We start from the raw sequence: 14,972 nt of genomic DNA, 5'->3' as shown, positions 1-14,972 counted from the left end.
GTCCCATGGACCTTGATCACGCGCGTGCGGTCGCCGTGGAGGCCGCGGAGGCCGCGGGAGCGCTGCTGCGGGCCGGGGCGCCCGGCTCGCTCGGCGTGCGGGCCAAGGGCGGCTCCGGCGACGTGGTGACCGACCTCGACCTGGCCTCGGAGAAGCTGCTGCTGGAGCGGATCCTGACGGCGTACCCGTCGCACCGGGTGATCGCCGAGGAGTCGGGGCTGGCCGGGGCCGCCGAGAGCGAGTGGACCTGGCTGGTCGACCCGCTCGACGGCACCAACAACCTGGCCATCGGCCTGCCCGCCTACGTCGTCGGCCTCGCGCTGTGCCGGGCCGGGCTGCCCGTGGTGGGGGTCGTGCACGACCCGGTCACCTGCCGCACCTGGTCGGCGATCCGCGACCGCGGCGCCGTCGCCTCGCCGGGCACCCGGCTGGCCGCCGCCTACAGCGCGAGCCCGCACGGGCCGCTGCTCGCCTGGACCCAGGGGTACGCCGTCACCAGGGACGACGCGCGGGTCCGCGCGCTGAAGTCGGCGCTCGACCTCAACGCCAGGCGGGTGCTGCAGCTGTGGGCGCCGCTGCTGGCCTGGGCGATGCTGGCGCGCGGCGACATCGACGGCATCGTCGGCTACCGGGCCGAGGCGGTCGACCTCCCCGCGGGCGCGCTGCTCGCCAGGGAGGCCGGGATCGAGATCAGGTCGCTCGACGGCGGCCCGTTCGAGGAGGCCATCGACGGCACGGAGGACGACCGCAGCTTCGTGGCCGCCCATCCGCGCGCGCTGCCGGCCCTGCTGTCGCTGCTGCGCCGGGGGCCCGGCGTCAGCCGGTGACGCTGGGGCGGCCGTTCTCGACGTGGCCCATCAGCCGGCGGTTGAAGGCCGGGTCCTCGTCGCAGGTGACGCGCAGGTCGTACCACCCGTGGGAGTCCTCCAGCGGCCAGACGACCTGCCGGTACTGGCCGGGCCGCAGCGGCACGGTCTGCTCCTTGTCGCCGTACGCGAGGGCCCGTACGCGCAGCACCACCCGCTGGTCGCCGTTGTTGGCGATCTCGACGCGCAGCCTGCGCGGGTCGATGTCGATCACGCTGGACACCTGGACGCGCGCCGCGGCCCCGGTCCTGGCGCCGCCGAACTCGCGCCGGAACCCGTTCGGGCCGACCAGCAGCAGGTCGTACGCGTCACCGGGGAGCGCCACCTGCTCCGTGACGCTGCCCTGCACGTCGAACTGCCGGGGCAGGCCGAACTCGCCCGCGTACGGGTAGAGCGCGAGGTGCGCGCTCGCCGCGCCGCTGTTGGCGAGCGTCAGCTCCAGCGTGTCGCCGAGCAGCCGCGCCCACGCGTTCGGCTGGTACGGCAGCGGCCGGGCCGGCTTGACGCCCTCCTCCTGCACGGGCATGGCCTGCTGGGCGGGCGGCGCGGGACGCCAGCGCCCGGTGAACGCGGGCACGGCGGCGGGCCTGGCGGGGGCGGGCGGCCGCGAGCTGCCGGAGAAGTCGAACGCCGAGGTCAGGTCGCCGGAGACGGCGCGCCGCCACGGCGTGATGTCGGGGAAGCGCACCCCCAGCCAGGTCTCCAGGAAGCGGACGGTGGCGGTGTGGTCGAAGACCTGGGAGCAGACGTGCCCGCCCGCGCTCCACGGCGACACCACCGTCATCGGCACCCGGATGCCGAGGCCGATCGGGTTGCCGTCGTAGTAGTCGGACGTCTGGTCGGCGGGCGGCAGCGGCGGCGGGACGTGGTCGAAGAAGCCGTCGTTCTCGTCGTAGGTGATGAACAGGACGGTGGACTGCCAGGTCTCGGGGTGCGAGGCGATGGCGTCGAGGATGTCGTAGGTGATCCTGGCGCTCTGGATCGGCGAGGACGCGCTCGGGTGCTCCGAGTCGGCGGCGGAGGGGACGATGTAGCTGACCTGCGGCAGCGTCCCGGCCTCGACGTCGGCGCGGAACGAGGCGGCGAGCTGCCCCGCGGGCACGCGGCGCAGGCAGCGCTCGAACAGCTCGCGCTCCTCGGCCGTCAGCTTGGCCACGCCCTCGTCGAGGCGGGCGAGCAGCTGCTGCCTCCTGGACTCCGAGGCTCCGCGCAGGGCGCCGTAGAAGGAGTCCATGCTGCGGTAGTCGCCCTGCAGCGCCTTGCGGGCGATCTGCCGGAAGCGGGCGTAGAACTCCAGGTTGTTGTCCTCGTAGTTGTCCCACTCGTGGTAGACCTTCCACGAGTGTCCGGCGGCCTGCAGGATCTCGCCGGCGTTCGTCCAGGTGTAGCCGGCGTGGGTGTCCTCGGCGTACGCGGCGTTGTCGATGGCGCGCTTGGTGGTGCCGGGCTCGTAGCCGGTGTGGCCGGAGACGTGGTAGTTCCTGTTCGGGCTGGTCGAGGAGAGCACCGAGCAGTGGTAGGCGTCGCAGATGGTGAAGGTGTCGGCCAGCTCGTACTGCAGCGGCAGGTCCTCGCGCCGGTAGTACGTCATCGTGGCCGGGCTCTTGGCCGGGATCCAGCCGTCGTGCCAGCCCTTGGCGGCGGCCTTCTGGCCGTCGCTCCAGCCGTGGGCGAGGGCGCTGATCCACTGCAGGTCCTTGCCGACCAGGTCGGCGGCCTCGCGCACGGGGAACGGCAGCACGCTCGCGGCGCCGTTCGGCTGCTCGAAGACGCTCTTGCCGTTCCGCAGCCTGATCGCGTTGCGGTCGCCGAAGCCGCGCACGCCGCGCATGGTGCCGAAGTAGTGGTCGAACGAGCGGTTCTCCTGCATGAGGAAGACCACGTGCTTGACGGCGGACAGGCCGCCCTCGGGCATCGGCATGGCCAGGGCGCGGTGCACGGACGGTGGCAGGAGCGAGCCGGCCGCGACGCCTGCGCCCAGGGCGAGGAAGGTACGGCGGGACGGTCCACGGGACATGGGTGACCTCACGATCTTCAGGGTTGAGCGCGGCCAGCGTGGCAAAGGCAAAGATCCAGACCATTGACGCGGGGTGGCGCCCGGGTGAACGGGCGACGTCAGCCCACGTGGACGAGCGCCCAGACGGTCGCGAGGGTGCCGATCACGGCGAGGCCGGCGCCGGTGGCGAGGAAGCGGCGCATCGGCACCTGCACGCCGTGCCTGCGGCACGACTCGAACCACAGCAGCGTGGCGAGCGACGCCCACGGCGTGACGACGGGGCCGACGTTGGTGCCCACGAGCAGGGCGAGCAGCAGGTCGCGGTCGCCGGCCGGGATGACGGCGGCCACGGCCTGGAAGGCGGGCAGGTTGTTGATGGCGTTGGACAGCCCGGCGCCGACGGCCGCCGCGCGGTAGGGGTCGCCCTCCGCGCCGATCATCCAGGTCATCAGCCCGGCCAGGCCGTGCCTGCTCAGCGTGGGCACCACCAGGAACAGCCCGGTCACGAAGACGACGAGCTGCCAGGGCACCAGCGCCCAGGACAGGCGGGAGCGGTCGCGGAGGAGGAAGGCGGCGAGGACGACGGCCGCCGCCGCCACCGCCGCCACCGCGACGTGCGCCTTGAACAGCAGCAGGGCGATGAAGACCAGGCAGGCGGCCGAGGCGGCGCCGAACAGCACGGGGTCGCCGACCGGCTCCACGGCCGGCGGGGTGTAGCGCAGGTCGCCGCGCCGGCCCCGGCGCCAGTAGAACGCCCACAGGAAGGCCATGGTGACGGCGATGGCGGCGACCTGCGGCGCCCACATGCGGGCGGCGAACGCCTGGGCGTCCATGCCGATCTTCTGCATGCCCAGGAGGTTCGTCAGGTTGGAGACGGGCAGCAGCAGGCTCGCGGTGTTGGCCAGCCAGATGGTGGTCATGGCCAGGGGCAGGGCGGCGATGCGGGCCCTGGGCGCGAGGGCGAGCATGACGGGGGTGAGGAGCACGGCCGTCGTGTCAAGATTCAGAAATATCGTGACAAATGACGCGAAGGCCGTACAAAGAAAGAAGAGCGCCGCGTAGTTGCCGCGCCCGAGCATCGCCATCCTCGCCGCGATGACGTCGAAGACCCTGGCCTCCTTGGTCAGCTCCGCCAGGACGATGACGCCGACCAGGAAGATCAGCAACGGCCAGATCTCGTCGAAGCTCTCCCTGGCCTCACTCAGCGGGAGCAGGCCGGTGGCCACGAAGACCAGCCCGAGCGCGAGCAGGCCGATCCTGATCCAGTCGAGCACACCGAGACGCCGCCACACTCGACGATGATCGCACACCGGCTGCGGAACGCGGGTCCCGCGAGCGATACTGGGCAGATGGCGCGCGACGGCAGGCCGACCGACATCTTCGTCAGCTACTCCCCCGCCGACACCGCCTGGGCGACCTGGATCGCCTGGGAGCTGGAGGCCGCGGGCTACCGCACCATGATCCAGGCGTGGGACTTCGTGCCCGGCACGAACTTCATCGACTTCATGGACCGCGGGGTCAGCGAGGCGCACCTCGTCGTGGCCGTGCTCTCGCGTCACTACCTCACCTCCCGCTACGGCCGCATGGAGTGGCAGGCCGCGCTGCGCGCCGACCCCGACAACCCGTCCAACAAGCTCGTGACGATCCGGCTGGAGGACGTCCAGCTCGAAGGGCTGCTGTCCACCATCACCTGGGTCGACCTCCTCGGCGTCGCCGACGAGGGCCACGCCAGGGCGCTGCTCCTGGGCCGGGTCGGCGAGGCCATGGCCGGGCGCGCCAAGCCCGACGCCGCGCCCGCCTTCCCCACCGGCGCCGCCGCGCCGCCGCCCCCGCCCACGCTGCCCCCGCCCGCCGAGCGGGCCAGGGCCAGGCGCGCCCCGGTCACCGCGCCGAAGTTCCCGCCCGCCTCCGGCGCCCCGCGCGGACGCGAGTCGGTCAGCGTGCTGCACATCGGCGGCCCCCGGTTCGGCAGGGCCCTGCCCGACCCCGGCGACCCGTTCACGCCCGAGGACATGCAGGCCCGCATCTGGGCCGACCTCACCGCCATGTACGACCGCGGCATGCCGCGCCCCGACCTCATGGTGGTGAGCGGCGACCTGACCGAGTCGGGCAGCCTGGGGCAGTTCGGGCAGGCCACCCGTTTCCTCACCGACCTTCGGCTGCTCATCGGCCTCGAACCGCACCGGCTGCTGATCGTGCCCGGCCCGCGCGACGTGACCAAGGCCGCCGCCAGCGCGTACTTCCTGACCTGCGAGGCCGACGACGTCAGCCCGCAGCCGCCGTACTGGCCCAAGTGGCGGCACTTCGCCGGGCTGTTCGCCGAGGTGTTCCAGGGGCTCGACGACCGTGTCTTCGACGGCGGGCAGCCCTGGACCCTCTTCGAGGTGCCCGACCTGAAGGTGGCCGTGGCCGGGCTGAACTCCACCATGGCCATGAGCCACCTGGAGCGCGACGCGTACGCGCTGCTGGGCGAGGCGCAGGCGGCCTGGTTCGCCGAGCGGCTGCGCCCGTACGAGGAGAGCGGCTGGCTGCGGCTCGGCCTGATGGGCCACCCTCCTGCTGGGCTGCGCGACGCCACGACCTTCGACCGGCTGCTCGCGCACCGGCTCAACCTGCTCCTGCACGGCTCCGGCGAGGCCGCCCGCGACGGGGCGGCCCCGTACGTGGCGGCCCCGCGGTCAGGTCGCCACCACGTCGTCGAGATCACCCCCGAGGGCACGCGCCTGTGGCTGCCCGACGCCGGCGAGCCCCAGCGGGCCGCCCGCGCCTGGCGGGCCGCGCACGCCACGTTCACCGGCGAGACCCCCGGCGCGCCCGCGCCGGCCCCCAAGCCGGACGAGCGCGAGCCGAGCCCGGTCGAGCTGCTGCTCGACCGCATCACCGAGGTCTGCGAGGCCAGGCACGAGCGCGCCAGGATCCGCAGGTTCCCCGACCACCTCGTCGTCACCCACCCCGACGACGGCTTCGTCAGGCAGACCATGATCGGCGCGCACGCGGGCGAGCTGACCGAGGAGGCCGCCACCGGCTTCGCCCGCCGCGCCCACGCCGCCGGCCTGACCGCCGAACTGGTCCACCAGGGCCCGCCCGCGCCGCGCGCCCTGCGCGACGACCTCATGCGCAGGGGCGTGCGGCTGCGCAGCTTCACCGAGTTCCAGGGCCTGCTCGACCTGTCGGGGTACGTCGCGGAGCAGACCGCCCGAGTCACCGGCGACCGCCGCTACCCGCCCGGCCTGTACGTCCCGCAGCGCTACCGCGAGCTCGACCGCCCCGGCACCCAGGTCAAGGAGGGCCTGACCGACGAGCTGATGCGGTTGCTGGCCTCCGACCACGGCCGGTTCCTGCTGCTGCTCGGCGACTTCGGCCACGGCAAGACGTTCGCGCTGCGCGAGCTGGCCAGGCGCATCCCCGAGGAGCTGCCCCACCTCACCCCGATCCTCATCGAGCTGCGCGCCCTCGACAAGGCGCACTCCGTCGACGCGCTCGTGGCCGCCCACCTGGCCGGGCACGGCGAGGAGTTCATCGACCTCAAGGCGTTCCGCTACCTGCTCAGGCAGGGCAGGATCGTGCTGTTGTTCGACGGCTTCGACGAGCTCGTCACCCGCCTCACCTACGACCGCGCCGCCGACCACCTGGCCACCCTGCTCACCGCGGCCGAGGACAAGGCGAAGATCGTCGTCGCCAGCCGCACCCAGCACTTCAAGTCGCACAGCCAGGTGCTGACCTCGCTCGGCGAGATGGTCGGCGTGCTGCCGCAGCGGCGGGTCCTCGGCGTCGAGGACTTCAGCCGCGAGCAGATCCGCTCCTACCTGTCCAACAGGTTCGACGACCACGGCGAGGCGTCGGCCCGCATGCGGCTCATGGAAGGCGTCGAGGACCTCCTCGCGCTCGCCCAGAACCCGCGCATGCTGAGCTTCATCGCCGACCTCGACGCCGACCGGCTGCGCACCGTCGCCGCCGCCCGCCACACGCTCAGCCCCGCCCTGCTGTACGAGGAGATCCTCACCTCCTGGCTGGCCTTCGAGGAGCGGCGGGCCCGCGTCCCCGGCTCGCCCGTCTCCCTCACCGTGGACGAGCTGTGGCACGCCGTGACGGCGCTCGCGCTGCGGCTGTGGGACTCCGGCGAGGCGCTGCTCGGCGTGGACGAGCTGACCGAGGTCGCCGAGACGCTGACCGACCTCGCGGGCGGCCAGCTCTCCCCCGCCCACACCGCGTACGCGATGGGTTCGGGCAGCCTGCTCGTCCGTACCGAGGAGGGGATGTTCGGGTTCATCCACATCTCGGTCATGGAGTGGCTGATCGCCCGGCACATCGCCGCGACGCTCGACGACCCGGTGGCGCTGTCGCGGCGGCCGCTGTCGGCGCTCACCGTCGAGTTCCTCTGCGACCTGGCCGACGTGCGCGCGCTGCGCGCCTGGGTGGCCGACCCGCCGCCCGGCGACGTCGCCAGGGCGAACGCCGTCAAGATCGCGGCGAGGCTGCGCACCCCCGCGAAGGCCGACCTGCGCGGCGCGAACCTCAAGGGCGAGGACCTGTCGGCCCGCGACCTGCAGGAGGTCGACCTCACCGGGGCCGACCTGTCCGAGGCCACCCTGGTCGGCACGAACCTGTCCCGCGCGGTCCTGCGCGACGCCAGGCTGACCGGCGCCAGGCTCGACGGCGCCAAGCTCGCGGGGGCCGACCTGCGCGGCGCCGACCTGTCAGGGGCCCGGCTGGCCCGCACCGACCTCAGCGACGCCCTGCTGGAGGGCTCCCGCTGGCACCGCGCCGCCCTCATCGAGGTCAGCGGCACGCTGCCGCACCTGCCCGGGGCCGCCGTGGTGCCCGGCCAGCCCGTGGAGGTGGAGTTCGCCCCCGCCGCCCTCGGCGTGCCGTACGGCTACCACTTCCAGACCAGCCGGCTGCCCGAGCCGATCGCCTACAGCCCCGGCGGGTCCACCATCGCCATCGGCAGCGAGGACGGCGGCGTGCTGCTGTGCGTCGGCGGCTCGCCGGTGCGCACCCTGCAGGGGCACCGCGGCCGCGTGTACGCCGTCCACTTCGCCGGGCACCTGCTGGCCACCGGCGCCGGCGACGGCGAGGTGCGGCTGTGGGACTCCCTGACCGGCGCCCTCCTCCGCACGCTCACCGGCCACCCCGACGGCGTCTGGCCCGTACGCCTCAGCCACGACGGAGAACTGGTCGCCGCGGGCGGCGGCGACGGCGTCGTCCGCGTCTGGGAGACCGCCACCGGACGCCTCGTCCACGAACTGGCCGGGCACCAGGCGCCCGTCTACACCGCCTCGTTCGGCCGCTCCGTGCTCGTCACCGGCGACGCCGGCGGCACCGTCCGCGTCTGGGACCTGCGCACCGGCGCCACCGCCCGCACCCTCGACGGGCACCGTGGCAGCGTCTACCGCGCCCTGCACAGCCCCGACGGCACCCTGCTCGTCACCGGCGACGAGGCCGGCACCGTCCGGCTGTGGGACACCGGCACCTGGACCCCGCTGCACACCCTCAGCGGTCACGCCGGCAGCGTCTACTGCGTGGCCTTCTCCCCCGACGGCACGCTGCTCGCCAGCGGCGACACCGCGGGCGCCGTCCGCCTCTGGGACGTCTCCGGCGAGCCGCTCGGCGTCCACACCACCCACGCCGCCGCCGTCTACCAGGTCGCCTTCAGCCCCGACGGCCGCACCCTGGCGAGCGGCGACTCCAGCGGCGTCGTCCGGCTGCTCGGCGTCGGCGGCGGTCAGCGGGTCGAGCTGACCGGGCACCGCAGCTCCGTGTGGCCGTTCGCGTTCCGCCCCGACGGCGAGCAGCTCGCCACCAGCAGCAACGACGGCACCGTACGCCTGTGGGACCCCGCCACCGGCAAGTGCCAGCGGGTGCTGCGCGGCCACGGCAGGCGCATCTCCTCCGTACGGTTCAGCGCCGACGGCACCATGCTGGCCACCAGCGGCAACGACGGCGTCGTCCGCGTCTGGGAGCCGCGCACCGGGCGGCGGCTGCGCGAGTTCACAGGCAGCGCCGACCGGCTCATCTCCGCCCTGTTCTCGCCCGCGAAGCCGGTGCTCGCCACGTCCAGCAACGACGGCGGCGTCCACTTCTGGAACGCCGTCACCGGCGAGTACGAGCGCGAACTCAACGCCGAGACCGACCACGTCTGGGCCGAGGCGTTCAGCCCCGACGGCGACATGCTCGCCACCGCCAACGACGACGACAGCGTACGGATCTGGTACCGGCCCACCGGGCGGCTGGCCGTCAACCTGGTCGACCACCGCGGCCGGGTCCGCTCCATCGCCTTCAGCCCCGACGGCCGCTACGTCGCCACCGGCTGCGACGACCGGCTCGTCCGGCTCTGGCACGTCGCCTCCGGCGGCCGCGTCGCCACCCTGGAAGGGCACACCGACCGGGTGTACTCCGTCGCCTTCTCCCCGTCGGGACGCCACCTCGCCAGCGCCGGCAACGACGGCAAGGCCATGATGTGGGAGCTGATGGAGGGGCAGCCCTGGCAGCCGCGGCTCGTCCACACCTTCGACGGGCACGAGGGACGCCTCTGGAGCGTCGCCTTCGACGCCTCAGGCGCACGGCTCGCCACCGGCGGCGACGACCTCACCGTACGCGTCTGGGACACCGCCGGCGGGGGGCTGCTGCACACGCTCAGGGGCCACGCCAGGCGGGTGTGGTCCGTCGCCTTCAGCCCCGCCTCCGACCTGCTGGCCAGCGCGGGCGACGACGGCGTCGTCATCCTGTGGGAGGGCGGCGAGCGGCGCGCGACCCTGCTCGGCCTGCCCGAGGGGTGGGCGGCGCTCGCGCCCGACGGCCGCTACAAGGTGCAGGGCGACCCGGGCGGCCAGTTCTGGCACGTCATCGGCATGACCCGGTTCGAGCTGGGCGAGCTGGACGCGTACCTGCCGGGGGTGCGGCAACTCCCCCTTGACGCCCCCATCTGACCCGGGCGCATTCCAGGGGGCGTCAGCCGCGGGCGGCGCGGCGCAGCAGGAGCTCCCACACCTCGGCCACGCGGGCCTCCAGGTCGTCGAGCGAGCCGTCGTTGACGATGACGACGTCGGCGGCGGCCAGCCGCTCCTCCCGGGTCGCCTGGGCGGCGATGCGGGCCTTCGCGTCGCCCTCCGCCATGCCCCGGTGCTCCGCCAGCCGCCGCAGCCGCACCTCGTCGGGCGCGTCGACGACGATGACGACGTCGTACATGGGGGCCAGCTTGTTCTCCACCAGCAGCGGCACGTCGTAGACGAGGACCGCGTCGTCGGGGGCCTCGCTCTGCAGCTGCGCCACCCGCTCCCCCACCAACGGGTGGACGATCGCGTTCAACGCCGCGAGCCGCTCCGGGTCGTTGAAGACGATGCCGCCGAGCTTCTCCCTGTCGAGCGACCCGTCAGGACGCAGCACGCCCGCGCCGAACGTGGCCACCACGCGCGCCAGCCCCGGTGTCCCCGGCTCGACCACCTCACGGGCGATCTTGTCGGCGTCGACCACGACGGCGCCCCTGGCCGACAGCCGCCTGGACACCTCGCTCTTGCCCGAACCGATGCCGCCGGTCAGCCCAATCTTCAGCACGCGGAAAGCCTATCCACCCGCGCGCAGGACGGCAGCCCTCAGCCCTGCGGGGCGGGCCGCGTCCTGCGCAGGTGGACCAGGGTCAGATGGTCGTCCATGCGTTCCCTGCGCGTCTCCCGGTAGCCGAGACGGTGGTACAGGCGCAGGTTCCCCTCCGACAGGTGGCCGGTGAACAGGTCGAACGCCTCCGCCTGCGGCAGCCGCTCGTGCAGGGCGGTCAGCAGCGCCGTGCCGACGCCCCTGCCCTGCAGGTCGGGGACGACGACGAGGCGCCCCACCCGGCAGGTGGAGCCCGACAGCCGCCCGCGCACCGCGCCCACCAGCCGGGAGTCCTCGACCGCCTTGAGCGCCACGCCCGTCTCGACCGCCTTGCGCACCTGCGCCAGCGACTCGACCAGCGGCGGGATGAAGGGGTCTCCGTAGAGCTGCGCCTCGGCGACGTAGGCCGCGCGCTGCACGGTGAGGATCTCCCCGGCGTCGCCGGGCACCGCCTGCACGATCTTCACGGGCAGCACCCTACTTCACCCGTCGAGGACGCCGCCGAGCTCTCCCCCGCAGGTGGTGCCGGGCCGCGGCAGCCGCCCGTTGACCAGGTAGTCGTGCACGTGACTGCGCAGGCAGGAGGCGCGCAGCTTGCGCACCCCCTGCTCCAGGTACGCGCCGTGCCCGTCGCCGTGCCGCAGCAGCACCGCGCCGGGGAACGCGGCGGCGACCCGCGCGGCACCGGAGGCAGGCGTCACCGCGTCCGACCTCCCGGCCCCCACCAGCACCCGCCCAGCACGCCGAGCGACAGCGTCCACCCGAGCCACCGAGCCGCCCCCCTCAGCCGCCAGGAACCGGCCGGTCACCGCCGGCGCCGACCGTCCAGCGGCCGGCGACCCCAGCGGCGCCGACCGTCCCGCGGCCGACGACTCCAGCGGCCCCGACCGTCCCGCGGCCGACGACTCCAGCGGCCCCAGCCGTGCGGCAGCCGACGGCTCCAGCGGCTCCAGCCGTGCGGCGGCCGGCGGCGACTGCGCCTCCTGCCGCCGCTGCGGCTGGTGCGGGGGCCAGCTCGGGCCCGGGGCGATGCCCAGGCAGCGGGCGATCTCGCGCCTCCCGCTCAGCCACCCCACCCGGGGCGCCGCCGCCCGCAGCCGGGCCTCGATCTGCCGGTACTCCCGGTATGCCGTCACCCCCGTCGGAAAGTCCCGGCAGTACGCCACCCCGGTCGCGAGTCCCGCCTGCTCGACGGACGGAACCGGCCCCGCCGACGCGAGGGATGCGGACGGAACCGGCCCCGCCGACGCGAGGGATGCGGCGGGCGCGGTCGGCAGCAGGGTCGCCAGGGCGGTGGCGTCGCCGTGCAGGGCGCTCTCCATGGCCTGCGCCAGCTCGGTACGCCGCCCCTGGTCGAGGCCGTTCCGTACGGCCGAGGCCACCTGCGCGGCCGTCAGAACCCGGTCCTCGCCCGCCCGTAGCGGCGCCCGCCGTACCAGGTCGTCGAAGGCGGTCAGCGCGTCCCTTCGGCGCAGCGGGCAGGCCGGCAGGGCGGCGCACCAGCTCCGGAACTCCCGCAGCATGGCCTCGGCGGCCCGCGCCCGCGAGAGCAGCCGCGCCTCCAGGCCGGGCTCGGTGTGGTCGGCGACGCCCTCCAGGTACATCCGCCCCACCCGCCCGGCGAACAGCTCCAGGTACGCCTGCCCGATCACCGCGCCCGCGGAGTCGCCCAGGTAGGTGAGCCTGCTCTCGCCCAGGGCGGTGCGCAGCGCGTCCAGGTCGTGGGCCGCCTGCCAGGAGGTCAGCCCGGCGTACGCGGCCCCCGCGGCCCGGCGACAGCTCCGGTCGTACGCGGCGCCGGCCCTGGCGAACGCCCGCCACCCCCCACGCCCGGCGGCCTCCAGCCGGGCCGGATCAGGCTGCGGCGTGGCGCAACGGACGCCGGCGCCGCGCGGCTCGGCCAGCACGACGTCGAACCACCGCGCCAGCTCGCTCACCGTGTCGGGCCTCGCGCGCACGGCGGCGACCGTGGAGCCGTACCCGAGGGTGACGACGATGTGGCCGAGCCGCCGCGAGGGGTCCTGGGCGGGCAGCAGGGCGACGTCCACGGACGTGGCGGCCCCGCCGGGACGGCCCCAGTCCACCGGCACTCGCAGGGACGCGCACCGCAGCCCGTCACCGCAGTCCCGCCAGTCCAGGGCACGGGGCACGTACGGACCGCCGGCAGCCAGAACGGAACGCCCCGAAACGGCCGGGGCCGCCCCCGGCACCGAACGATCCCAGACGGCCACGGGCACTCCCGGGACCGAACGATCAGAGGCGGACGCGAGAACAGGGGCCGGGCGCCTGACGGCCTGCCAGGAGACGTCGGCGAGCACCGGCGCCGGAAGGGCACCCTCATACGGCGAAACCGCGGCGGGCACCGGGGACAGGGGTGTGAGCCGTTGCTCAGGGGTGGTGGCGAGTGCCGGGGGTGGGACGGCGGCGCAGAGAACCGTGAGGGCCGTCACCGGGACCACCCGCTGCAGCATTCCCAATGCGCCACTCCCCCCATGGTCGGTGCCTGCGCCGCAGTGTGTCAGCGCCCGCACCGTCCCGCCGGGGGTTGCCAGGAGCCGCAGGTAAAATCTCGCGCCCCACCCAGCGAACCATCCCGATAAATCCAGCTATCCCAGACGACCATCCCGCGGGGACCCGGCATGCGCAGCAAACGCTTGGAGGCCGGCCCGTGGAGCTGACGACCCAGCGGATCGACACTCAGCGCCCGGCCATGGACGCTCACGACCGACGCCCCGACAACCCACGGCCGGGCTGCGGACGGACGCTCACCACCGGACACCTTGACACCCACAACCCAGCCCGTGAACGCTCACCACCCGACCCGTGGACGCCACCCGACCCGTGGACGCCACCCGACCCGTGGACGCTCACCACCCGCCCCTTGAACGCTCACCACCCGGCGCGTGGACGCTCACCACCCGGCGCGTCCAGAGCTCCGGCCCGGCCTCCCGCGATACGGGAAGGGCCGGTCCCGGCTCGCCTGGAGGCGCGGAAAATCCTCCCCGCCCAGCCGCCTGGAGAAAGGCGGGTACAGAGAGGGCACGGACATCCAGACCGTGCACGCGCACGACACCACCCCCCGCACAGCCGAGCGCCCTCCTCGTGAGAGCCGTGACCGCACCAGAGGCCGCCACGCGCGCCTGAGACGCTCGCAGTGTCCCGGAAAGCCCGCACATGGCCCAGATTGCCCTTGACACCCGGTACGGCCACCAGGACAGCACTGGGGGCCCGCACAGAGGGCTGGGCGCCTGCGGGACGGGACGGCGGCGAGGCTCTTACAGCGCGGAGCGTACGGAGGGGCTGTGGCGAACAGGGCCGGGGGTCCCAGCCATCCACAAGCTACAGATGTAGCGACCTGGCTGCTCGACGCCTACCACGCCGAGCGGCACCCCGTCGGCTCGGCCGTGCTGGCCATGACCGACCACCTCACCGGGCTGGTGCTCGGCGGTTCACGAGTGCGCCTGGAGATCAACCGGCGCATCATGGCGACCCTGCTCCACACCGCTCCCGGCAGCCGCCGCGTCCTCGGCAAGCTGTCCGGCCTGGAGTTCGCCTACCCGCCGAGCGAGCCGGGCGCCCACCCGCCGGCCGGGCGCCGCGCCCCCGACGGCCCGACGGATGCCGGCCGTCTGTATGAAGTGCTGCGCGCCGGCACCTTCGTCCTGCTCTCCGACAAGGGAGTGCCGGCCCCCTGGCGCAATCGCGTACGGCACGCCAGGCCCTTTCCAGCACCAGGCCCGAGGCGACGCTGATCCGCCCGGACGGCTACGTGGCCTGGGCCGGGGATCACACCGGTGTCGAAGCGGCTCTGGTGAGATGGTGTGGCTCGGCCGGCCACACCGACAGGGAGGGAAACCATGCCGCCGCCTAACCCGCAGCGCCGCGACCACCTGGCGGACGCGGCCATCACGGTGCTGGCCGAGCAGGGGTCACACGGGCTGACCCACAGAGCCGTCGACACCGCCGCCGCCGCACCGGCCGGCACCACCTCGCGCTACTTCCGCACCCGCGACGCGCTGCTCAACGGGGTCATCGAGCGGATCACCCACCGGCTCGGCGAACGCGTGGACGCCTACACCGTCCGGCCGATCTCGCCGGCCGATCTGGAGGAAGCGCTGGTCGCCGTCCTGACGATGATGCTGACCGACGACCGGCACGATCCGCTGGCCCTGTTCGAGCTGCACCTGGAGAGCACCAGAAACCCCCGTCTGCGGCACACGCTGACCGACGCCCTGCACGGCCGAAGCGATCTCATCATCCGCCAATGCCGCGCCGCCGGAATCGACATCAGCCAGGACGACGCCATGCTGCTGGAGGTGAGCGTGCTGGGCGTTCTCTTCACCGCTCTCACCACCGGCGTGCCCGAGTCCCCAAGCGAAGTGATCCGCACTGCCGTACGGGCTCTCCTGGTCCCCACCAGACGCCGATAGGGACATAACCCCTCGCGTGAACCCCGCTCGGGCACTCACGTTCGCGCCGAGACCGCTGCGAAAGTCAGACCTGCGGCGGCCGCAGAC

At 74.0% G+C, this 14,972-nt stretch carries 10 protein-coding genes; 5 read left to right on the top strand and 5 right to left on the bottom strand.

The window, feature by feature from the left end:
• Positions 1-5: 5 nt before the first annotated feature.
• Positions 6-827, top strand: coding sequence for an inositol monophosphatase family protein (locus BMX74_RS11080; protein ID WP_055503002.1), 822 nt, complete (start codon positions 6-8; stop codon positions 825-827).
• On the opposite strand, the gene BMX74_RS11075 is transcribed toward BMX74_RS11080, so the two are convergent.
• Together BMX74_RS11075 and BMX74_RS11070 are read right to left on the bottom strand one after the other, a co-directional pair.
• Entirely contained in the window at positions 817-2,883 is a 2,067-nt protein-coding gene (locus tag BMX74_RS11075; RefSeq protein ID WP_091099995.1) for a phosphocholine-specific phospholipase C, read from the bottom strand. The genes BMX74_RS11080 and BMX74_RS11075 overlap by 11 nt on opposite strands.
• A gap of 98 nt (positions 2,884-2,981) precedes the next feature.
• Positions 2,982-4,154, bottom strand: coding sequence for an ArsB/NhaD family transporter (locus BMX74_RS11070; protein ID WP_055503004.1), 1,173 nt, complete (start codon positions 4,152-4,154; stop codon positions 2,982-2,984).
• Between the two features lie 57 nt (positions 4,155-4,211).
• On the opposite strand from BMX74_RS11070, the gene BMX74_RS11065 reads away from it, so the two are divergent.
• Positions 4,212-9,791, top strand: a complete 5,580-nt coding sequence (locus BMX74_RS11065) for a WD40 domain-containing protein (RefSeq protein ID WP_055503005.1) — start codon at positions 4,212-4,214, stop codon at positions 9,789-9,791.
• A gap of 22 nt (positions 9,792-9,813) precedes the next feature.
• Here BMX74_RS11065 and coaE read toward each other — a convergent pair whose 3' ends face one another.
• From coaE to BMX74_RS11050, 3 genes are read right to left on the bottom strand one after another with little or no spacing between them, the layout of a single operon-like run.
• The gene (gene coaE, locus BMX74_RS11060) at positions 9,814-10,416 is read right to left on the bottom strand and encodes a dephospho-CoA kinase (protein ID WP_055503006.1); all 603 of its coding nucleotides are present in this window, start codon (positions 10,414-10,416) and stop codon (positions 9,814-9,816) included.
• A 38-nt stretch (positions 10,417-10,454) separates the two neighbouring features.
• The gene (locus BMX74_RS11055; RefSeq protein WP_176573371.1) at positions 10,455-10,928 is read right to left on the bottom strand and encodes a GNAT family N-acetyltransferase; all 474 of its coding nucleotides are present in this window, start codon (positions 10,926-10,928) and stop codon (positions 10,455-10,457) included.
• 9 nt (positions 10,929-10,937) lie between these two features.
• Positions 10,938-12,605 carry an alpha/beta fold hydrolase gene (locus BMX74_RS11050; RefSeq protein WP_177227306.1) on the bottom strand — a complete coding sequence of 556 codons (1,668 nt, stop codon included), beginning with the start codon at positions 12,603-12,605 and terminating at the stop codon, positions 10,938-10,940.
• A gap of 1,152 nt (positions 12,606-13,757) precedes the next feature.
• Here BMX74_RS11050 and BMX74_RS11045 point away from each other — a divergent pair.
• From BMX74_RS11045 to BMX74_RS11040, 3 genes are read left to right on the top strand one after another with little or no spacing between them, the layout of a single operon-like run.
• Positions 13,758-14,207 (top strand): FAD-dependent monooxygenase family protein, encoded by a 450-nt coding sequence (locus BMX74_RS11045; RefSeq protein ID WP_143078616.1) that lies wholly within the window; start codon positions 13,758-13,760, stop codon positions 14,205-14,207.
• 17 nt (positions 14,208-14,224) lie between these two features.
• Positions 14,225-14,326: a hypothetical protein gene (locus tag BMX74_RS46470; protein WP_337959844.1), complete on the top strand. Its 102-nt coding sequence runs from the start codon at positions 14,225-14,227 to the stop codon at positions 14,324-14,326.
• Positions 14,313-14,885 (top strand): TetR/AcrR family transcriptional regulator, encoded by a 573-nt coding sequence (locus BMX74_RS11040; RefSeq protein ID WP_091099988.1) that lies wholly within the window; start codon positions 14,313-14,315, stop codon positions 14,883-14,885. Before BMX74_RS46470 ends, BMX74_RS11040 begins: the two co-directional genes overlap by 14 nt.
• Positions 14,886-14,972 lie beyond the last annotated feature (87 nt).

This window comes from Nonomuraea pusilla (genome assembly GCF_900109355.1).
GTDB lineage: Bacteria > Actinomycetota > Actinomycetes > Streptosporangiales > Streptosporangiaceae > Nonomuraea > Nonomuraea pusilla.
The sequence above is the reverse complement of the archived record's forward strand: the minus strand, read 5'-3'. Positions and strand labels throughout refer to the sequence as shown.